This window comes from Kitasatospora albolonga, assembly GCF_039535905.1.
GTDB classification, from domain to species: Bacteria; Actinomycetota; Actinomycetes; order Streptomycetales; family Streptomycetaceae; genus Kitasatospora; species Kitasatospora albolonga.
In genome coordinates, this window is sequence record NZ_BAAAYB010000148.1 from 1 (window position 1) to 19,958 (window position 19,958).

Annotated in this window: 15 protein-coding genes and 2 pseudogenes; 11 read left to right on the forward strand and 6 right to left on the reverse strand. The window is 73.3% G+C overall.

Going from position 1 to position 19,958, the window contains the following annotated elements:
• Window positions 1-77: 77 nt before the first annotated feature.
• The gene (gene secA, locus ABD946_RS36405) at window positions 78-2,837 is read right to left on the reverse strand and encodes a preprotein translocase subunit SecA (RefSeq protein ID WP_345289986.1); all 2,760 of its coding nucleotides are present in this window, start codon (window positions 2,835-2,837) and stop codon (window positions 78-80) included.
• A gap of 271 nt (window positions 2,838-3,108) precedes the next feature.
• On the opposite strand from secA, the gene ABD946_RS36410 reads away from it, so the two are divergent.
• From ABD946_RS36410 to ABD946_RS36420, 3 genes and pseudogenes are all read left to right on the forward strand, one after another.
• A complete protein-coding gene (locus ABD946_RS36410; protein ID WP_345289987.1) occupies window positions 3,109-4,275 on the forward strand; it encodes a winged helix-turn-helix domain-containing protein in 1,167 nt (388 codons plus the stop codon).
• A 259-nt stretch (window positions 4,276-4,534) separates the two neighbouring features.
• Window positions 4,535-4,861: pseudogene (locus ABD946_RS36415) on the forward strand (flavin monoamine oxidase family protein); the annotation flags it as partial.
• Between the two features lie 250 nt (window positions 4,862-5,111).
• Window positions 5,112-6,149 (forward strand): flavin monoamine oxidase family protein, encoded by a 1,038-nt coding sequence (locus tag ABD946_RS36420; RefSeq protein ID WP_345289989.1) that lies wholly within the window; start codon window positions 5,112-5,114, stop codon window positions 6,147-6,149.
• 27 nt (window positions 6,150-6,176) lie between these two features.
• On the opposite strand, the gene ABD946_RS36425 is transcribed toward ABD946_RS36420, so the two are convergent.
• Window positions 6,177-6,905, reverse strand: a complete 729-nt coding sequence (locus ABD946_RS36425) for a response regulator (RefSeq protein ID WP_345289990.1) — start codon at window positions 6,903-6,905, stop codon at window positions 6,177-6,179.
• A gap of 145 nt (window positions 6,906-7,050) precedes the next feature.
• Window positions 7,051-7,743 (reverse strand): ribosome hibernation-promoting factor, HPF/YfiA family, encoded by a 693-nt coding sequence (gene hpf, locus ABD946_RS36430; RefSeq protein WP_345289991.1) that lies wholly within the window; start codon window positions 7,741-7,743, stop codon window positions 7,051-7,053.
• 328 nt (window positions 7,744-8,071) lie between these two features.
• On the opposite strand from hpf, the gene ABD946_RS43190 reads away from it, so the two are divergent.
• Both ABD946_RS43190 and ABD946_RS43195 read left to right on the forward strand, forming a co-directional pair.
• Window positions 8,072-8,431 carry a hypothetical protein gene (locus tag ABD946_RS43190; protein WP_425558792.1) on the forward strand — a complete coding sequence of 120 codons (360 nt, stop codon included), beginning with the start codon at window positions 8,072-8,074 and terminating at the stop codon, window positions 8,429-8,431.
• Window positions 8,391-8,765, forward strand: coding sequence for a ComF family protein (locus ABD946_RS43195; RefSeq protein ID WP_425558794.1), 375 nt, complete (start codon window positions 8,391-8,393; stop codon window positions 8,763-8,765). Before ABD946_RS43190 ends, ABD946_RS43195 begins: the two co-directional genes overlap by 41 nt.
• On the opposite strand, the gene ABD946_RS36440 is transcribed toward ABD946_RS43195, so the two are convergent.
• The 3 genes and pseudogenes from ABD946_RS36440 to mtrA form a co-directional block, all read right to left on the reverse strand.
• On the reverse strand, window positions 8,753-10,453 hold the full coding sequence (locus ABD946_RS36440; RefSeq protein ID WP_345289999.1) for an LpqB family beta-propeller domain-containing protein: 1,701 nt from the start codon (window positions 10,451-10,453) through the stop codon (window positions 8,753-8,755). The two genes, ABD946_RS43195 and ABD946_RS36440, sit on opposite strands and share 13 nt — an antisense overlap.
• Before the next feature lie 130 nt (window positions 10,454-10,583).
• Window positions 10,584-12,639, reverse strand: a pseudogene (gene mtrB, locus ABD946_RS36445) (MtrAB system histidine kinase MtrB).
• Between the two features lie 73 nt (window positions 12,640-12,712).
• Entirely contained in the window at window positions 12,713-13,390 is a 678-nt protein-coding gene (mtrA, locus tag ABD946_RS36450; RefSeq protein WP_104816374.1) for an MtrAB system response regulator MtrA, read from the reverse strand.
• 205 nt (window positions 13,391-13,595) lie between these two features.
• Between mtrA and ABD946_RS36455 the strand changes: the two genes are divergently transcribed.
• The 6 genes from ABD946_RS36455 (at window position 13,596) to ABD946_RS36480 (ending at window position 19,905) form a co-directional block, all read left to right on the forward strand.
• Window positions 13,596-14,888 carry a DUF7847 domain-containing protein gene (locus ABD946_RS36455; RefSeq protein WP_345289993.1) on the forward strand — a complete coding sequence of 431 codons (1,293 nt, stop codon included), beginning with the start codon at window positions 13,596-13,598 and terminating at the stop codon, window positions 14,886-14,888.
• Window positions 14,888-15,550, forward strand: a complete 663-nt coding sequence (locus tag ABD946_RS36460; RefSeq protein WP_345289994.1) for a DUF4129 domain-containing protein — start codon at window positions 14,888-14,890, stop codon at window positions 15,548-15,550. Before ABD946_RS36455 ends, ABD946_RS36460 begins: the two co-directional genes overlap by 1 nt.
• Window positions 15,547-16,824: a DUF4350 domain-containing protein gene (locus tag ABD946_RS36465; protein WP_345289996.1), complete on the forward strand. Its 1,278-nt coding sequence runs from the start codon at window positions 15,547-15,549 to the stop codon at window positions 16,822-16,824. Before ABD946_RS36460 ends, ABD946_RS36465 begins: the two co-directional genes overlap by 4 nt.
• Complete coding sequence (locus ABD946_RS36470) at window positions 16,821-17,849, forward strand: AAA family ATPase (protein ID WP_380149640.1); 1,029 nt, start codon at window positions 16,821-16,823, stop codon at window positions 17,847-17,849. Before ABD946_RS36465 ends, ABD946_RS36470 begins: the two co-directional genes overlap by 4 nt.
• Before the next feature lie 27 nt (window positions 17,850-17,876).
• Window positions 17,877-19,187, forward strand: a complete 1,311-nt coding sequence (locus ABD946_RS36475) for a DUF58 domain-containing protein (RefSeq protein ID WP_345289997.1) — start codon at window positions 17,877-17,879, stop codon at window positions 19,185-19,187.
• A gap of 103 nt (window positions 19,188-19,290) precedes the next feature.
• On the forward strand, window positions 19,291-19,905 hold the full coding sequence (locus ABD946_RS36480; RefSeq protein WP_345289998.1) for a hypothetical protein: 615 nt from the start codon (window positions 19,291-19,293) through the stop codon (window positions 19,903-19,905).
• The last annotated feature ends 53 nt before the right edge of the window (window positions 19,906-19,958 follow it).

Consider the following 19,958-nt stretch of genomic DNA (forward strand, 5'->3'; position numbering starts at 1 on the left):
GTGCTGCCGTTCCCCTTCGCGCAGTTCCTCGCGCCCCTGAGGCGCTGCCCTTCCGGGCGACCGCGTACAGCTACGCGTTACTTCTTGCGGCGGCCCTTCGCCGCGCGGGCGGCCTTGCGCCGCTCCGCCCGGGTCAGCCCGTCGCCGTCCTCGACGCCGTCCTCGAAGTCGCCCTCGATGACGTGCTCGTCGCCGTCCACCGACGGGGCGGTGTAGTGCAGACGCTGCGGCTTCGGAGCCTCCAGGCCCTTCGCCTTGATCTCCGGGCGGCCGGCCGCCTGGTCCTTCTCCAGCTTGGCGAGGGTCTCCTCGGTGTCCGCGAGCGGCACCTCCTCGACCTGCTGCTCGACCTGGACCTCCAGGTTGAACAGGTAGCCGACCGACTCCTCCTTGATGCCCTCCATCATCGCGGAGAACATGTCGAAGCCCTCGCGCTGGTACTCGACCAGCGGGTCGCGCTGGGCCATCGCCCGCAGGCCGATGCCCTCCTGGAGGTAGTCCATCTCGTAGAGGTGCTCACGCCACCGCCGGTCGAGCACCGACAGCACCACGCGCCGCTCCAGCTCCCGCATGATCTCCGCGCCGAGCGCGTCCTCACGGGCGCCGTACTGCCCCTGCACGTCCTCCTGCAGCGCCTTGACCAGGAACTCGGCGGTGAGCCCGGCCGGCCCGCCGGCCTCCTCCTCGAGCTCCTCCAGGTCCAGCGTCACCGGGTACAGCTGCTTGAGCGCCGCCCACAGCTTGTCCAGGTCCCAGTCGTCCTCGAAGCCCTCGCCGGTCGCGGCGTTGACGTACGCCTCGACGGTGTCGTCCATGAAGTGCGTGACCTGCTCCTGCAGGTCCTCGCCCTCCAGCACGCGACGACGCTCGCCGTAGATCACCTCGCGCTGACGGTTCAGCACCTCGTCGTACTTGAGGACGTTCTTGCGGATCTCGAAGTTCTGCTGCTCGACCTGGGTCTGCGCCGAGGCGATGGCCCGCGTCACCATCTTGGACTCGATCGGCACGTCCTCCGGCACGTTGGCCATGGCCAGCACGCGCTCGACCATCCCGGCCTTGAACAGCCGCATCAGGTCGTCGCCCAGCGACAGGTAGAACCGCGACTCGCCCGGGTCGCCCTGACGGCCGGAACGGCCGCGCAGCTGGTTGTCGATGCGCCGCGACTCGTGCCGCTCGGTGCCGAGCACGTACAGGCCGCCCAGCTCCTGGACCTCGAGCTGCTCCGCCTTCACGGCGGTCTTGGCCTTCTCCAGGGCGGCCGGGAAGGCGGCCTCGTACTCCTCCGGAGTGTCGATCTCGGTGATGCCGCGCTGCGCCAGCTCGGCCACCGCGAGGTGCTCCGCGTTGCCGCCGAGCATGATGTCGGTGCCGCGGCCGGCCATGTTGGTGGCCACCGTGACGGCGCCGCGACGGCCCGCCTGGGCGACGATCTGCGCCTCGCGCTCGTGGTGCTTGGCGTTGAGGACCTCGTGCGGGACGCCGCGCTTGCGCAGCTCCTGCGAGAGGTACTCGGACTTCTCGACCGAGACGGTGCCGACCAGGACCGGCTGGCCCTTCTCGTGCTTCTCGACGATGTCCTCGACCACGGCGGCGAACTTGGCAGGCTCGGACTTGTAGATCAGGTCCGGCTGGTCGATGCGCAGCGGGGTCTTGTTGGTCGGGATCGGCACCACGCCGAGCTTGTAGATCTGGTGGAACTCGGCCGCCTCGGTGGTGGCGGTACCGGTCATGCCGCCGAGCTTGTCGTAGAGGCGGAAGAAGTTCTGCAGGGTGACGGTGGCCAGGGTCTGGTTCTCGTTCTGGACCTCCACACCCTCCTTGGCCTCGATCGCCTGGTGCATGCCCTCGTTGTAGCGGCGGCCGGCCAGGATGCGGCCGGTGTGCTCGTCGACGATCATGACTTCGCCGTTCATGACGACGTAGTCCTTGTCGTTCTTGTAGAGCTCCTTGGCCTTGATGGCGTTGTTCAGGAACCCGACGAGCGGGGTGTTGACCGACTCGTAGAGGTTGTCGATCCCGAGGTAGTCCTCGACCCGGGAGACGCCCTCCTCCAGGACGCCGACCGTGCGCTTCTTCTCGTCGACCTCGTAGTCGCGGTCGCGCTTGAGGCGCAGCACCAGCTTGGCGAAGTCGGCGTACCACTTGGTGGCCTGGTCGGCCGGGCCGGAGATGATCAGCGGGGTGCGGGCCTCGTCGATCAGGATCGAGTCGACCTCGTCGACGATCGCGAAGTTGTGGCCGCGCTGCACCAGTTCGTCCTGCGACCACGCCATGTTGTCGCGCAGGTAGTCGAAGCCGAACTCGTTGTTGGTGCCGTAGGTGATGTCGCAGGCGTACTGCCGCTTGCGCTCGGCGGGCGACATGTTGCCCAGGATCACGCCGACCTCGAGGCCGAGGAAGCGGTGCACCCGGCCCATCCACTCCGAGTCGCGCTCGGCGAGGTAGTCGTTGACCGTGATCAGGTGCACGCCCTTGCCGCTCAGCGCGTTCAGGTACGCGGGCAGGGTGCCGACCAGGGTCTTGCCCTCGCCGGTGCGCATCTCGGCGACGTAGCCCAGGTGCAGCGCGGCGCCGCCCATCAGCTGGACGTCGTAGTGGCGCTGGCCGAGCACCCGCTTGGCCGCCTCGCGGACGGTGGCGAAGGCCTCGGGGAGGATGTCGTCCAGGGTCTCGCCGTCGGCGAGCCGCTGCTTGTACTCGTCGGTGAGTGCCCGCAGGTCCTCGTCGCTGAGGTTGACGAAGTCCTCTTCGATGGAGTTGACCTGGGCAGCAATCCGCTGGAGCTTGCGAAGGACCTTGCCCTCACCGGCGCGCAGGATCTTGTCGAAGACGGACACTAGGGCGGGCTCCTTGCCTGTTCGGCGTTGGACGGCAGCACGGTGGGTCGACCCCACCGCACGGGCCATCGTATGCGAGGGAGCCAACGCGCCGGGAGGTGCGTCAGCACGGTATTCCCGTGTCACCCGTGGGGGCACAACGGCCGATTGCGCTCCAGTGCGGACATTTCGGTCACCCTCCGGCCCTCGCTCAGGTTGTACGCGCCGGGACCTGACTTGGTTCCCGCTCCGGCTCCCCCCGCTGTCAGTCCCTCCGTCTACCCTGCGCGGCATGACCGCCACGCCTGCACCCGTCCTCGAACTCTCCGCCGACGAGGCCCGCCGGATCGCGCTGCGCGCCCAGGGGCTGCTCGGCGCGCCCGACCGCAGGGGCGGGGTGCGCGGCGTGCTCCGGCACCTCGGCGCGGTCCAGCTGGACACCATCTCGGTGCTGGCCCGCTCGCACGAGCTGGTGCCGTACGCGCGCCTCGGCGCGGTCGGCCGCCCGGCGGTGGAGGCGGCGTACTGGGGCGGCGGCACCTCCTTCGAGTACTGGTCGCACGCGGCCTGCATCCTGCCGGTGGAGGAGTGGCCGCTGTTCGGCTTCCGCCGCCGCTCCTACCGGTCCAACGGTCACGTCTGGGGCCGCAGCACCGAGGAGCGGACGTACCGTCAGGTGCTGGACCAGCTGCGCACGGAGGGCCCGCTGACCTCCACCGAGCTGGGCGGCGCCAAGCGCACCTCGGAGTGGTGGGACTGGTCGGACACCAAGGTCGCGGTGGAGAAGGCGCTGGCCTTCGGCGACGTGGTCTGCACCGAGCGGCGCAGCTGGAAGCGGGTGTACGCGCTGGCCGAGCAGGCGATCCCGGCCGAGCACCTGGCCGAGGAGCCCTCCGACGCGGAGTGCGTGCGCCGCCTGGTGGCCCAGGCCGGCACGGCGCTCGGGGTGGCCACCCGGGCCGACCTGATGGACTACTACCGGCTGAAGGCGAAGCACTTCGACGCGGCCCTGCCGGAGTCCGGCCTGGTCCCGGTGACGGTGGCCGGCTGGGGCGCGCAGGCCTGGGCCGACCCGGCCGCGCTGGAGACCGCCCCGCGCGGGCGGCACCGCACCACGCTGCTGTCGCCGTTCGACTCGCTGGTCTGGGACCGGCCGCGGACGGAGCGGATCTTCGGCCTGACGCACCGTCTGGAGGCCTACACCCCGAAGGAGAAGCGGGTGCACGGCTACTTCGCGATGCCGCTGCTGACCGGCGGCCGGCTGGTCGGCCGGGTCGATCCGGCCCGGGAGGGGAGGACCCTGGTGGCCCGTCAGGTCTCGCTGGACTCGCCCCGCCACCTGGAGGCGCTGGCCGGCGCGCTGCGCGAGGCCGCCGGGTGGGTGGGCTGCACCGCCGTCCGGGTGGAGCGGCTGTCCGACGAGGGCCTGCGCCGCGCCCTGGAGAAGCTGATCGGGTGATCCCGGCGGGCCCGGCGTGTCCCGCCGGGCCCCGGGCCGTTGCCCGGTGGTGTCCTTCCGCACCACCGATTCGGAGCACCGCATGGGCCTGACCACCACACGCCGCACCCTGCTCGGAGCGGCCGCCGCCCTGGGCGCGGTCAACCTGGGCGCCGTCGGCCTGGCGCCCCGCCCGGCCACCGCCGCGCCGGCCCGCCCGGCCACGGGCGGCACCCGGGCGGACGGGGCGGTCAGCCGGGGCCTGGCCCGGGAGATGCTGATGGTCGGCGAGGACGAGCGCACCGACCTGACCCTGGAGTACCTCAAGGTCCTGATCGACGGTCAGCTGCCGCCCACCACCGGCCGGAAGCGGGTGCTGGTGGTCGGCGCGGGCGTGGCCGGGCTGACGGCGGCCACCCTGCTGAAGCGGGCCGGCCACGAGGTGGTGGTCCTGGAGGCGAACGCGAACCGGGTCGGCGGCCGGGTGAAGACCTTCCGCGGCATGTTCAGCGACGAGCGGCTGTACGCGGAGGCCGGCGCGATGCGGCTTCCCGACTTCCACCCCCTGGTGCTGGCGTTGGCCGACAAGCTGGGCCTGAAGCGGCGGTTGTTCTTCAACGCCGACATCGCCCCCGGCACCCGGGCGCTCGGTCCGGTGCCCCCGGTGACCCACCGCTCCTTCACCGGCGAGGTCTGGAGCAACGGCCCGGACACCCCCTTCACCGCGCCCGCCCCCGGTCTTCCGCACCCTGCTCGCGGTCAACGGCCTGACCACCGCCAAGGCCGACTACGCCCGCGACCCCGGCGAGCTCAACCGCTCCTTCGGCGCCCGCTTCGCCTCCACCGCCGCGGCCGCCGTGCACGCCGCCTTCGAGCCGGCCACCGTCCCGCCCGGCGACATCGCCCGGCGCCTGGACGGCTGGACGGAGGTCTTCTCCCGCTACGGCTACCACTCCACCCGCCGCTTCCTGCGGGAGGAGGCCGGCTGGGACGAGGCGTCCGTCCAGGCCGCCGGGACGCTGGAGAACATCACCTCCCGGCTGCACTACTCCCTCGTCCCGACCCTGATCGACCACGCCCTGATCAACCCCGCGAACCGCTACTGGGAGCTGGAGGGCGGCACCGACACCCTCACCACCGCGCTGGCCGCCCCGCTCGCCGCCGAGCTGCGGATGGGCCGCCGGATGACCAGGCTGTCCCAGAGCGCCGCCGGCGTGCGGATCGAGACGGTCGGCGAGAGCGGCGACGAGGAGTCCTGCGACGGCGCCCCCGACGGCCGCACCGAGGTCTTCGAGGGCGACTACGCCCTGGTCACCATCCCGTTCAGCGCGCTGCGGTTCTGCCGGATCGAGCCGCTGATGTCCTACCCCAAGCGCCGCGCCGTCACCGAGCTGCACTACGACTCCGCCACCAAGGTGCTGCTGGAGTTCAAGCGCCGCTTCTGGGAGGACGGTCCGAACGGCTTCACCGGCGGCGGCTGCGTCTCGGACAGCGCCAGCCGCTTCACCTACTTCCCCTCGCACGCCCCGGGCGGCGCCCCCGGCGGGGTGGTGCTGGCCTCGTACACCTGGTCCGACGACGCGATGCGCTGGGACTCGCTGACCCCGGGCGAGCGGTACGCCTTCGCGCTGGACGACCTGGAGCGGCTGTTCGGCCCCCAGGTGCGCCGCGAGTTCACCGGCGTCGGCGTCACCCAGTCCTGGGCCCGGGCCCGGTACGCCCTGGGCGAGGCGGTGATCCCGACCCCGGGGCAGCTGCACGAGCTGCACCCGGCGGCCGGCCGGCCCGAGGGCCGGGTGCACTTCGCGGGCGAGCACACCAGCCTCAAGCCGGCCTGGATCGAGGGCGCGCTGGAGTCCGCCGTGCGCACCTTCCTGGAGCTGCAGGCCCGCTGACGGAGGGTCAGGCCTGGAGGTCGGCGGTCAGCCGATCTCCAGGATCTTCTCCCGCATCGCGTAGACCACGGCCTCCATCCGGGAGTGCAGCTGCAGCTTCTCCAGGATGTTGCGCACGTGGTTCTTCACGGTGTTCTCGGAGATGAAGAGCTCCTTGGCGATCTCCCGGTTGTTCATCCCGGTGGCGACCAGCTTGAGCACCTCCAGCTCGCGGTCGGTGAGCCGGGGCGCCGGCAGCAGCTCCCGCTCGTCCGGCCGCCGCTGGATCATCGACTTGAACTCGGTGAGCAGCTTGGAGGCCATCGCCGGGCTGATCTGCGACTGCCCGTCGGCGACCGCCCGGATCGCGGTGGCGACCTCGTCGGTGGAGATCTCCTTCAGCAGGTAGCCGGTGGCACCCGCCTTGATCGCCTCGTAGAGGTCGGCCTCCTCGTCGCTTATGGTCAGCATGATGATCTTGGCGCTGGGCACCACGTCCTTGATCGCGGTACAGGCCTCGATCCCGCTGCGCCGCGGCATCCGTACGTCCATCAGGATGATGTCGGGCAGCAGGTCGGCCGCCTTGAGCACCGCCTCCGCGCCGTCCCCGGCCTCGCCCACCACCCGGATGTCGGGCTCCTCCGCCAGCACGATCTCCAGGCCCCGGCGGAACAGCGCGTGGTCGTCCACCACCAGGACCCGGATCGGCTCGTCCCGGTGCGGCGGTTCGTCCGCGTCCCCCGGCGGTCCGCCCGTCAGACCGAATCGCTCCCCCATCCGCCCCTCCCCGCCGCCCGGTCAGTGTCGGCACATCATTCCACGAAGCGCCCGCGGTCGATCACCCTCCGCCGTCGCCCCTCCCGGAACGGGTGACCCCCGGTGGCAGCCGCCACCGGGGGTCACCCGCATCGCCTCCTGTGCGTCAGTCCTGGTCCGGGCCGCCGATCGCACCGCCGGCGTCACTGGCCGGGCCGACGTTCGTGCCGTCGGTGGCCAGGTGGATCACGCCGTAGTGGTAGCCGTGCCGCCGGTACACCACGCTCGGCAGGCCGCTGTCCTTCTCCACGAAGAGGTAGAAGTCGTGGCCGACGAGCTCCATCTCGTACAGCGCCTGGTCCAGCGACATGGGCGCGGCGCCGTGCGTCTTCTCCCGGACGACGAGCGGTCCGTCGCCCTCCACCTCCAGCGATCCCATCATGGTCTTGCGGGCCGTGCCGTTGACCCCGGCGCTGGGCTCCTCCACCTCGGGGAGCGACGCCAGCGCCGCCGTCGCCTCCGCGACGCTGATCGGGGTGCGGCCGTTGCCGCCCTTGTGCACCCGCCGCCGGTCGGCGGACTTGCGCAGCTGCGCGTCCAGCTTCGCGGAGGCCAGGTCGAGCGCCGCGTACGGGTCAGCGGCGGCGGCCTCGGCCCGGATCACCGGGCCGCGGGTGCGCATCGTGATCTCCACCCGCTCGGACCGGTCGGCCTGGCGCGGGTTGTGTTCCTTGGACACCTCGACGTCGAGGCTGATCACCTTGCCGTCGAACTTCTGGACCTTCTCCAGCTTCTCGGCCACGTGCTCTCGGAACCTCTTGGGCACCTCGGTCTTGCGGCCCTTGACGACGATGTCCACGCAGAACTCCGATCCCTCGTGCTGACGCCGGGCCGGAACGTTCCCGGACCGGACTGAGACCCAGCCGGACCAGCCGCTTCACCATCACCACCGGGGCTCCCGGGGGCGCTGGGAGGGACTGGCCCTCACCTCACTTCCTCCCCACCAGAAGCGCTTGAAACCCCTTGGAGCCTCATCGAACACCTCACACCGGGATTTCGCCATCCCCGGTCGGCTGGAGGACTGTTCCGTCCTGTTTACCCTCACGCGGGTGAAAAACCGGTAAACACCTGGACAACATGCCCCGGACGGCCCACCGTTTGGTACGGGCCGACCACCGGGAGTCACCATGACCGCCCACGCCCTGTTCGAACTGGCCGACCTCCTGCTGCCCGCCCGCTGCGCCGGCTGCCGCACCGGCCGCACCCCGCTCTGCCCCGGCTGCCGCGCCGCCCTGGACACCGCCCGCCCCGGCCCGGCCACCCCGCACCCGTGCCCGGCCGGCCTGCCCCCGGTGCACGCCGCCACCCGCTACGCCGACCCGGTCCGCCAACTGCTGCTCGCCCACAAGGAGCGCGGGGCCCTGCGCCTGGCCGCCCCGCTCGGCCGCGCCCTGGCCGCCGCGGTGCTCCCCCCTGCTGGGCCCCGGCCCGGCCCTGCTGGTGCCCGTGCCCTCCACCCGGGCCGCCACCCGCGCCCGCGGCCATGACCCGACGCTGCGCCTGGCCCGGGCCGCCGCCCGCGAGCTGCGCCGGCGGGGCCACCCCGTCCGGGCCGCGCACCTGCTGCGCCACCGCCGCGCGGTGGCCGACCAGGCGGGCCTGACGGCCGCCCAGCGGCACGCCAACCTGCACGGCGCGCTCACCGCCCGCCCGGGCGCCGCCCGCCTGCTGGCGGGCCGTCAGGCCGTGCTGGTGGACGACCTGGTGACCACCGGAGCCTCTCTCGCCGAAGCCGCCCGGGCCCTCACCGCCCTCGGCCACCCACCCCGCGCCGCCGCCACCGTGGCCGCCGCCCAGCGGGCCACCGGTCAGCCCGGGTAGGAGAACTGACGGCCCTTCAGGCCCGACGCCAGCTCGACCCACTGACTGCCCGACAGCCGGTAGACCTGGTCGGCGGAGGTGGCCAGCACCGGCGGCAGCAGCTCCTTGCTGCCGGTGTTCCGCGCCTCGGTCGCCGAGACCGAGGTCATCGAGTCACCGCCCTGGAGCGGCACGTCCGCGCTGACCGAACCGTCGGTGCCGAAGTAGTGCAGCTGCTGGAGCTTGTCCTGCTCCTTGCCGAGCACCAGCAGCTGGTCCGTGTCGGCCCAGGCCACCGAGACCACCTCGCTCAGCACCGAGGCCACCGCCCGCAGGCCCACCACCTCGGCCCCCGGCCTGGTCTGGCTCCCGGTGTGCAGGACCATGCCGAGCCTGAGCGTGGTCTTGCCGCCCTCGTTCACCACCAGGGCGATCCGGGTGCCGTCCGAGGAGACCCGCAGCGACTGGACCTTCCCGCCGCCCAGCCCTCCGACGTGGACCGGCACCACCGTCCGGCCGCGCACCATGACCACCCCGGAGTCGGCTGCCGGGTCCACCAGCCAGAGGTTGTTCCAGCCGTCCCAGCTCGGCGAGCTCAGCACGCCACCGCTCCGGTGCACGCGCTCCCCCTTGGTGCTGTTGGCGGCCAGGTCGACCAGGAACAGCTCGTGGCCGTCCGCCCCGATCGCGGCCGCCGCCACGCCGTCCCGTCGGACCGCGAAGCCGCTCGGGCGGAGGGAGCCGTTCTCCGCCCCCAGCTCGCCCGGGACCGGAGTGCCCCTCCCGTCGGAGTCCGCGGTCTGCATCAGCTGGCCCTTCGCCTGGTCCAGGTAGTACTGCCTGGTCCCGAACACCCCGCCGGCCAGCGCGCCCGGCGGGCGCAGCACGGTGTCGCCGACGGCCAGGCAGGTGCCCTTCTGCCCGTTCAGGGTCAGCTGGGTCAGCCGCTTGCCCTGGACGTCGGACAGGGTGTGGAAGAGCTGCGCGGCCATTTCGCCGCAGCGCCCCGGCTCGGCGCCGAGGTCCGGCACGTCCACCTTCACGGTGGCCGCGTTGGAGTCGTTGACGGTGACGGCGCCCACGATCGCGACCTGCTCGCCGAAGGCCGTCCGGACCCCCTTGGCGAGCCAGGCCGACGGTCCGTCGGCCAGCGCCTGGGCGGCGGCGGTGAGCGGGTCCACCCGGCGGCGCACGTAGATCGGGTCGGGCACCAGCACCGCCTGCGGGCCCGGTTCGGCCGAGGGGTCCTCCCGGGTCGGGAAGTAGCGGTGCACCGCCCGGTAGCCGTTCTTGAACTCGGTCAGATCGGTGATCAGCCCGTCCGGCAGGTCGTCGATCCGCCACTCGCCCTTGTTCTTGCCCTCGGTCTCCCGCACCAGCTTGAACCGCTGGTCGTACGGGGAGGTCTGGCTGGACGACGTGCCCGGGGTCGGCCGGTAGGTGCGGTGCCGGTCCAACTCGGCTATCTGGCCGCCCTGCACCTGGACCTCGGCCCGGTCGGAGCCCGCGGCCAGCGAGACGGTGTACCGGGCCTGCGAGCCCAGGACCACCACCTGCGTCTCCGGCTGCCACTTCCGCAGCGCCGCCGCCGTCAGGTACTGCTTGGCTGTCGCGTAGGTCGCCTCGTCGGCGTTGGCCGCGTCCAGGAAGCCGGTGAGCAGCTTCTCCGGATCGTCCCCAGGGTGCGGAGGCGCCGGGTAGACCCGCACCTGGAGGTTCTCCGGAGCGGCGGTCGCCGGGCTGCCGACCCGCTCCGGCGAGCCGTCCGAGGGCATCGAGACGCAGCCCGCGGCCACCAGCGGGGCGAGCACCGCGCCGAGCGCGCGGAGCAGCCGCCGGTCAGTCCTGTCCGTCCTCCGCACGCCGCTCCCCCTCCGAGTCGCTCCCACCGGCATCCGCGCCGGCCGACGGCGCGTCCGCCGGCCTGGCCGCCGACCGGTCCACCACCACGTGTGCGCCGGTCGCACCGTACCCCGCCGAAGCGGCCCGGACGTCCGAGGGGTCGGCCACCGGGGCCGACGGCGTCTTGCCCAGCCCGGGTCCGATGCTCAGCACGCCGCCCAGCCCGGGGCCGAAGCCCGTGGCCTGGCCCTCCGGCGTCTCCGGGACCTCCGCCGTCTGCTCGGCCGAGGTGAGCGCGGTCGCCCCGGCCGGCCTGGCCCGCCGGTACGGGCCCGCGCTGGCCAGTCCCCGGTTGTGCCGGGAGTCCTCCGGCTCCAGCCGGAACGGCGCCCGGCTGATCTCCCCGCCGCGGGTGCGCGGCAGGGTGAGCCGGAAGTGCGAGCCGCCGCCCGGCTCGCCCCAGGCCTGCAGCCAGCCGCCGTGCAGGTGCGCGTCCTCGACCGCGATCGACAGGCCCAGGCCCGTGCCGCCGGTGGTCCGCACCCGGGACGGGTCGGCCCGCCAGAAGCGGTGGAACACCCGGGAGGCCTCGCCGGGCTTGAGCCCGATGCCGTAGTCCCGGACGCCGACCGCGACCCGCGCCCTCGGCCGAACCGAGCCGGATCACCACGTCCCGGCCCTCGCCGTGCTCCAGCGCGTTGACCACCAGGTTGCGCAGGATGCGCTCGATCCGCCGGGAGTCCACCTCGGCGACCACCGGCTCCTCGCCGCCCCGGATGATCACCGCACTGCCCTTGGCCTGCGCCAGCGGGTCGGCCGCCTCGACCACCCGGCCGACGATGTCCCGCAGGTCCACCGGCTCGGCGTCCAGGATCGCCGCGCCCGCGTCGAACCGGCTGATCTCCAGCAGGTCGGCGAGCAGCGACTCGAAGCGGTCCAGCTGCCCCTGGAGCAGCTCCGCCGAGCGGGCCGCCATCGGGTCCAGGTCGTCCCGGCTGTCGTAGATCAGGTCCGCCGCCATCCGGACGGTGGTCAGCGGGGTGCGCAGCTCGTGCGAGACGTCCGAGACGAACCGCCGCTGCACCCGGGAGAGCTCCTCCAGCTGCCGGATCTGCGCCTGCAGCGCGTTGGCCATCCGGTTGAAGGACTCGCCGAGCCGGGCGATGTCGTCGGAGCCGGTGACCTTCATCCGCTCTTCCAGGTGCCCGGCGGCCAGCCGCTCCGAGATCCCGGCCACCATCCGCACCGGGGTGACCACCTGACGGACCACCAGCCAGGCGATGCCGCCGAGCAGCATCACCACGAACACCCCGGCGGTCGCCAGCGTGCCGGTGACCTGCCCGAGCGAGCTGGTCTCCTGGGCGAACGAGAAGACGTAGTACAGCTGGTACTGCGTGGTCCCGTCCGGGCCCCGGAACTGCTGACCGATGATCAGGCCCGGCTCCTCCTTCGGAGCCTTCCCGGGCGCGGTCGCCCGCTGCACCTCGGCGGTCTGCTCGAACATCTGCCCGGGGTTCGCGGCGACCTGGGCGCGCAGGGCCGGCGAGATCGAGGCCGGCAGGATCTCGCCGGAGCCGTACGCGCCGCGCAGCGCGGCACTGGACGAGCTCTGCACCTCGTCGCTGTTGGGCACCAGGGCGATCACCGAGTAGACCCCGCTGCCGCCGGTGGCGAGGTCGGAGACCTGCTTGATCAGCCAGGTGCTGGTCTTCACCCGGGTCGGGTCGGTGTTGGCACCGACCGTGGCCTGCAGGTTGATCGCGTCGTTGATCTTGTCCTGCTCGATCTCGAAGCCGCCCCGGGCCTGGTTCTGCGCCGAGTGCTTCTTGGCGTCCAGCAGCACCGTGCGGACCTGGGCGACCACCACCACGCCCAGCACCAGCACCACGGCGAGCGAGAGCAGCAGGGTGGCGGCCACCACCCGCACCTGGATGGAGCGCCGGTACAGCGCCACCACCCGGTGGAAGGGACGCCGGAACTGACGGGCCACCAGCGCGAAGAGTGCCACCGGGCCGCGCCGGGGGCGGCGGCCACCGGTGGTGGTGGAGCTCAACACGTCCCCGCGAACGGTGGACTCCCCGTCGGCGGCGGTGCCCGACGGGGAGTCGTCAGCTTGCTGCGTCACGTCAGCTGGGCCCGGCCTTGTAGCCGACACCGCGGACGGTGACCACGATCTCCGGACGCTCCGGGTCCTTCTCGATCTTCGAGCGCAGGCGCTGCACGTGCACGTTCACCAGACGGGTGTCGGCGGCGTGCCGGTAACCCCAGACCTGCTCCAGCAGCACCTCGCGGGTGAACACCTGCCAGGGCTTGCGGGCCAGCGCGACCAGCAGGTCGAACTCCAGCGGGGTCAGCGGGATGCCCCGGCCCTCCCGCTTCACGGAGTGACCGGCCACGTCGATCACCAGATCGCCGATCGTCAGCTGCTCCGGCGTCGGCTCCTCGGCGCGGCGCAGCCGGGCGCGGACCCGGGCCACCAGCTCCTTGGGCTTGAACGGCTTGACGACGTAGTCGTCGGCGCCGGACTCCAGTCCGACCACGATGTCGACGGTGTCGGTCTTCGCGGTGAGCATCACGATCGGCACGCCGGACTCGGAGCGGATCTGACGGCACACGTCGATCCCGTCCCGCCCGGGCAGCATCAGATCGAGGAGGACCAGATCAGGCTTGGTCTCCCGGAACGCGGCTAGTGCCTTGTCCCCGTCCGCGACGAAAAACGGCTCAAAACCCTCACCACGAAGCACGATGCCCAACATCTCGGCCAGTGCGGTGTCGTCATCGACGACGAGGACACGTCCCTTCATGCGTCCATCCTCTCATTACCGGATTGTGACCTGCCGCACAGCCGTGCCAATCTGGCGTGCTCGTGCCCGCCAAGTCAGTCATATCGTCGCAGAGTTCGCCCCCCGCCAGGACCGGGCCCAGGACCGGGCCGGGATATCCCTGCGAGCGCCGAACAGTGCCGTGGCACGATGGGCGCCACAGAGTACCGATTCGACGGGAGCAGTGATGACCGACACTCCGGGCTGGGCCTCGCCCGGCTCACCCGAGCCGCCCCGAGAGGACGCCGGGACGTCGGACGCTCCAGCTCCCGCCGCGGCCACCGCCCCGCCCGTCCCGCCGCAGGCCGGCCCCGTGCCGCCGCCGGTCCCGCCGCCCGCGCCGGGCCCCTACGCCGGCGCCTACGGCCAGCAGCCCCCGTACGGACAGCAGGCCCCCCACGGGCAGCAGCCCGGCTGGGGCCAGCAGCCCCCGTACGGTCCGCAGCCCGGCTGGGGCGGCGGTCAGCAGTGGGGCGGCGCCCCGGGCTGGGGACAGCCGCCGAGCCCGAAGCCCGGCGTCATCCCGCTCCGCCCGCTCTCCGTCGGCGAGCTGCTGGACGGTGCCTTCACCACCGTGCGCCGCTACTGGCGCTCCACCATCGGCCTCTCCCTCGGCGTCGCGGTCGCCGAGCAGTCGCTCACCGCCGGCGCCGAGTGGTGGGGCTACGAGCAGCCCGATGCGATCGGCCCGGCCGTCCTCAGCATCGCCGCCTACCTGTTCGCGATGCTGCTCGGCATCATCGCCTCCGGCCTGCTCACCATGGTGGTCAGCAAGGCGATCCTCGGACAGCGCGCCACCCTCGGCGCCGCCTGGGCCGCCGCCCGGCCACAGCTGTTGAAGCTCTTCGGGCTCACCGTGATCACCACCCTGATCATGGTCGGCATCGCCCTGGTCGCCATGGCGCCGATGCTGGTGCTCGCCGTCGCCGACGCCGACGGCGCACTGATCGGCCTCGCCGTACTGCCGCTGCTCGCCGGCCTGGCCGTGATGCTCTGGTTGATGGTCCAGCTCAGCATGGCCGCCCCGGCCCTGATGCTGGAGAAGCAGGGCGTCTTCACCGCGCTCTCGCGCTCCCGACGCCTCGTCAAGGGCGCCTGGTGGCGCACCTTCGGCATCACCGCCCTCGGTCAGTTCATCGCCGGACTGATCGCCACCGTCTTCGTGCTGCCGTTCACCGTCATCGGCATGGCCACGCTCGGCGAGGACCAGTTCACCCCGAACTCGGACTTCGGCGTGTTCGGCGCCACCACCCCGCCGTCGCTGATCCTGATCCTCTCGATCGGCGCCATCCTGGCCTCCTGCATCACCATCCCGCTGGTCGCCGCGATCAACGTGCTGCTCTACGTCGACCGCCGGATCCGCCGCGAGGGCCTGGACATCGAGCTGGCCCGCGCCGCGAGCGCGCCCGCCGACGCACCGTCACCCGCCGCCGGCCCGGCCGACACCGCCCCCGACCAGACCGGACCGCAGGTAAGCTGATGCCCAACTGGGGGGAGTGGGCCCCGCTGGCCGCCGGCGTCCCGGTCACCGAGGAGCGTGACGCGGCCCGGGACGCCGCCCGGATCGAACGGCTCGACCCGGCGTACCACCACCACGATCCGAGCCTGCTGCAGCGGATCTGGAACTGGGTGGTCGAGCAGCTCGACAAGGCCTTCGGCGCCGTCGGCATCGCCACCCACGGCATCACCTCCGTGGCGCTCTTCCTGGTCGTCCTGACCGTCCTGGCCGGGCTGCTGTGGTGGCGTCTCGGCGCCCCGCGCCGGGCGGCCCGCAGCACCGCCCCGGACCTGTTCGGCACCGACCGCCCGGCCACCGCCGCCGAGCACCGCGCGACCGCCGCCGCCCACGCGGCGGCGGGCGCCTGGGCCGACGCCGTGCGCGAGCAACTGCGCGCCCTGATACGCGGCTTGGAGGAGCGCACGCTCCTCGACGTCCGTCCCGGCCGGACCGCGGACGAGGCCGCCGCCGAGGCCGGCCGGGTGCTCCCCGAGCACTCCGAGGCCCTGCGCCGCGCCGCCCGCACCTTCGACGACGTGGTCTACGGCGAGCACACCGCCGACGCGGCCGCCTACCAGGCCCTGCTCGACCTCGACCGGGCCGTCACCACCAGCCGGCCGACCCTCGCCGGGAGCACCGCGTGAGCACCGACACCACCGCCCCGGCCCCCGCACCCGCCGCGCCGGCAACCGCTCCTGACGCACCGTCGGAGGGGCCCGCGCCGACCGTCGGCACCGCACTGCGGGTCTTCCCCGGCTGGGGCCGGATCTGGCGTCGCGGCCGCTGGTTCCTGCTCGGCGCTGCCGTCGTCCTGGTCGGCGGACTGCTCGTCACCGGCCTGGACGACCACCGCGAGTACCCCCCGCTCCACCCGCGCGACCCCGATCCGCACGGCACCCGGGCCGTGGTCCGCCTGCTCGAACAGCGCGACGTCGACGTCCGCACCGCCGCCACCCAGGACGAGCTCTCCGAAGCCCTGGCCGCTCCCGGCACCACCGTGGTGCTGCCCCTCAGCGTCCCGCTGACGCCCGGTCAGCTCGGACCGGTCTCCGCCCGCAAGCGCGGCAGCGACAGCCGCCTGGTGCTGATCGGCCCCGACAACGACACCCTGACCCAGCTCGCCCCGGGCATCACCACCGCGAACGACTCCTCCGGCGAGCCGCACCTCACCAAGTCCACCGCCACCGCCCCCGGCTGCTCCCTGCCCGAGGCCGCCCGGGCCGGCACCGCCGAGGTCGGCGGCCTGCTCTACCGGCCCGGCCCCGGCGACACCGGCTGCTACCCCACCAACGGCCGCCCTGCCCTGGTCCGCCACACCGACCCGGGCTCCCGCGAGACCGTGGTCCTCGGCAGCGGCCGCTTCCTCACCAACGAGCGGCTCGCCGAGGAGGGCAACGCCTCGCTCGCCCTCGGCCTGCTCGGCTCCCGCCACCACCTGGTCTGGTACCTCCCGGACTACTCCGGCCCGCAGGCCGAGCAGCCCAGGAGCCTCACCGACCACATCCCGGCCGGCTGGAACTGGGCCGCCCTGCAGCTCGCCGTGGCCGCCGCCCTGGCCGCCCTCTGGCGCGCCCGCCGGCTTGGCCCGGTGGTCACCGAGCAGCTGCCGGTGGTCGTCCGGGCCGCCGAGACCACCGAGGGCCGGGCCCGGCTCTACCAGCGCGCCAAGGCCCGCGGCCGGGCCGCCGACGCCCTGCGCCGCGCCGCCCGCCACCGCACCGCCCCCGCCCTCGGCATCCCCCTGCACACCGGCGAACCCGACCCGACCGCCCTGTGCACCGCCCTGGCCGACCGCCTCGACCGCCCCGCCGCCGACCTCCACGCGCTGCTGTACGGCGACGCACCCACCGACGACGCCGCCCTGCTGCGGCTCACCGACGCCCTCGACGCCCTGGAAAGGCAGGTACGACAGCCGTGACCGAGCAGGCCACCACCTCCCTCAGCAAGCCGACCCCCGAGGACGGTGCCACCCTCTCGGCCGCCCCGGCCGCCGCCACCGACGCCCGGGCCGCGCTCACCGCCCTGCGCGCCGAGATCGGCAAGGCCGTGGTCGGCCAGGACGCCGCCGTCACCGGCCTGGTCGTCGCCCTGCTCTGCGGCGGCCACGTCCTGCTGGAGGGCGTCCCCGGCGTCGCCAAGACCCTGCTGGTCCGCACCCTCTCCACCGCCCTCAGCCTGGAGACCAAGCGCATCCAGTTCACCCCCGACCTGATGCCGGGCGACGTCACCGGCTCCCTGGTCTACGACGCCCGCACCGCCGAGTTCTCCTTCCAGCCCGGCCCCGTCTTCACCAACCTGCTGCTGGCCGACGAGATCAACCGCACTCCCCCGAAGACCCAGGCCTCCCTGCTGGAGGCCATGGAGGAGCGCCAGGTCACCGTCGACGGCGAACCCCGCGCGCTCCCCGTCCCGTTCCTGGTCGCGGCCACCCAGAACCCGGTCGAGTACGAGGGCACCTACCCGCTGCCCGAGGCCCAGCTCGACCGCTTCCTGCTCAAGCTGGTGCTCCCGCTCCCCACCCGGGACCAGGAGTACCAGGTGCTCGCCAAGCACGCTTCCGGCTTCGACCCCCGCGACCTCGCCGCCGCGGGCGTGCGCCCGGTGGCCAGCCCCGCCGACATCACCGCCGCCCGCGCCGAGATCGCCAAGCTCACCGTCTCCCCCGAGGTGCTGGCCTACATCGTCGACCTCTGCCGGGCCACCCGGCAGTCCCCGTCGCTCTCCATCGGCGTCTCCCCGCGCGGGGCCACCGCCCTGCTCAACGCCTCCCGCGCCTGGGCCTGGCTGGCCGGCCGCGACTACGTCTCCCCCGACGACGTCAAGGCCCTCGCCCTGCCCACCCTGCGCCACCGGGTCCAGCTCCGGGCCGAGGCCGAGATGGAGGGCGTCACCGCCGACTCCGTCATCCAGGCCGTCCTGGCCCAGACCCCGGCCCCGCGCTGACCCGTACTGCCCGAAGGAGCGTCACCCATGGCCCTGACCGGCCGCACCGCCCTCATCGCCGCGCTCGGCGCGCTGGTCGTGGGCCTCCTGCTGCCCTCCTGGGCCGGGATCGCCGCGGTCACGGGCCCGCTCCTGCTCGCCGTCCTCGCCGACCTCGCCCTGGCGGCCCCGGTACGGTCCCTGGTGCTCACCCGCACCGGCGACACCACCGTCCGCCTCGGCGAGCCGGCCACGGTCGAACTCTCCGTCACCAACCCCTCCCGGCGCCCCCTGCGGGCCCGTCTGCGCGACGCCTGGCCGCCCTCCACCTGGCGCCCCGGCACCTCCTTCGAGGCCTCCCGGCACGCCCTCACCATCCCTGCGGGGGAGCGCCGCCGGATCACCACCCACCTGCTCCCCACCCGCCGCGGCGACCACCACGCCCACCGGGTCACCGTCCGCTCCCACGGCCCGCTCGGCCTGGCCGCCCGCCAGGGCTCCCACCTGGTGCCGTGGACGGTCCGCGCCCTCCCCCCGTTCGCCAGCCGCAAGCACCTGCCCTCCCGCCTGGCCCGCCTGCGCGAACTCGACGGCCGCACCTCGATCCTGACCCGCGGTCAGGGCACCGAGTTCGACTCCCTGCGCGAGTACCTCCCCGGCGACGACGTCCGCTCCATCGACTGGCGCGCCAGCGCCCGCCGGCACACCGTCGCCGTCCGCACCTGGCGCCCCGAACGCGACCGCCACGTCCTGATCGTCCTCGACACCGGCCGCACCTCCGCCGGCCGCGTCGGCGACGCCCCCCGCCTGGACGCCGCCCTCGACGCCGCCCTCCTGCTGGCCGCCCTGGCCACCAAGGCCGGCGACCGGGTCGACCTCCTCGCCCACGACTCCCACAAGCGCCGCACCGTCGTCGGCCGCTCGGCCTCCGACGTGCTCCCCGCCTTCACCGAGGCGATGGCCACCCTCCAGCCGGCCATGGTCCAGACCGACCTGCGCGCCCTCACCTCCGCCACCCTCCGGCTGGCCCCCCACCGCTCCCTGATCGTCCTGATCACCGGCCTCGACGCCGGCCCCGTCGAGGAGGGCCTGCTCCCCCAGCTCCCCCTCCTCACCAAGCGCCACGAGCTCGTCCTCGCCTCCGTCGCCGACCCCCGCCTCGACGAACTCGCCACCACCCGCGGCACCGTCCAGGACGTCTACGCCGCCGCAGCCGCCGAGCAGACCCGCGCCGACCGCGCCCGCACCGCCACCCTCCTCACCCGCCGCGGCGTCACCGTCCTCGACGCCCCACCCGCAGCCCTCCCCCCGGCCCTCGCCGACACCTACCTCGCCCTCAAGGCCGCCGGCCGCCTCTGAGCCCTACCTGAGGCGTACGCCCCCGGTACCTCCGGCGTATCCCGCCACGGCTCCCTCGATGATCCAATTGACCGGTCATCAGTAACCTTCGGGGGGGCACCACATGAAGCGCAGGGAATTCCTCCTGCTCAGCACCATCGGCCTGTCATCCCTGGCCCTGGTCGGCTGCGACACCGGCCACAAGAACACCGCCTCGGCAACCGACTCGGTCATCGAAGCGCCCGAGCCCGTCAGCGACCCGGCCTTCATCCGTGGCGCCCTGGCCCGCCTCGGCCCGGTCCTCTCGGCCCACTGGACCGAGATCTCCTCGAACGACTACACCCCCGACCGCGCCATCCCCGGCCCGACCGACCTCTTCTACTGCGCTGTCGCCCAGCTCCCCCCGGGTCAGGTCGCGAAGATCATCGGCCAACTCCCCGCACAGCCGGCCGAGTTCCCCCAGGTCCAGCACTACCCCACCACCTCCAAGGACGTCGACCGCACCGCCGTCCCCGCCTCCCTCCTGCCGCACCTCCCGTCGGCCCCCTCCTGGGTGTCCCACCCGAAGATCGACGAGTTGCTGGACGCCCACAGCGGCCAGGTCCTGCTCGACCGAGCCTCCGACACCGTCTTCGTCAACGCGGTCGACCTGAGGGACCCCACCAAGGCCCAGAACCTCGTCGACGTCAACGGCAACACCTCGACCACCACCCCGGTACCGCTCCCGCCGCTGCCCTGAAAGGGCTTGGAAATGCAGAAAGCCCCCGCCGGTTTCCCGGCGAGGGCTTTCTT

What these genes read in the sequence shown, in the direction of transcription:
- mtrA (WP_104816374.1), bottom strand. Translation starts at nt 13,390, where the DNA reads ATGAAGGGACGTGTCCTCGTCGTCGATGACGACACCGCACTGGCCGAG.
- ABD946_RS36480 (WP_345289998.1), top strand. Translation starts at nt 19,291, where the DNA reads ATGAAGCGCAGGGAATTCCTCCTGCTCAGCACCATCGGCCTGTCATCC.
- ABD946_RS36460 (WP_345289994.1), top strand. Translation starts at nt 14,888, where the DNA reads ATGCCCAACTGGGGGGAGTGGGCCCCGCTGGCCGCCGGCGTCCCGGTC.
- ABD946_RS36410 (WP_345289987.1), top strand. Translation starts at nt 3,109, where the DNA reads ATGACCGCCACGCCTGCACCCGTCCTCGAACTCTCCGCCGACGAGGCC.
- ABD946_RS43190 (WP_425558792.1), top strand. Translation starts at nt 8,072, where the DNA reads ATGACCGCCCACGCCCTGTTCGAACTGGCCGACCTCCTGCTGCCCGCC.
- ABD946_RS36475 (WP_345289997.1), top strand. Translation starts at nt 17,877, where the DNA reads ATGGCCCTGACCGGCCGCACCGCCCTCATCGCCGCGCTCGGCGCGCTG.
- ABD946_RS36455 (WP_345289993.1), top strand. Translation starts at nt 13,596, where the DNA reads ATGACCGACACTCCGGGCTGGGCCTCGCCCGGCTCACCCGAGCCGCCC.
- ABD946_RS36425 (WP_345289990.1), bottom strand. Translation starts at nt 6,905, where the DNA reads ATGGGGGAGCGATTCGGTCTGACGGGCGGACCGCCGGGGGACGCGGAC.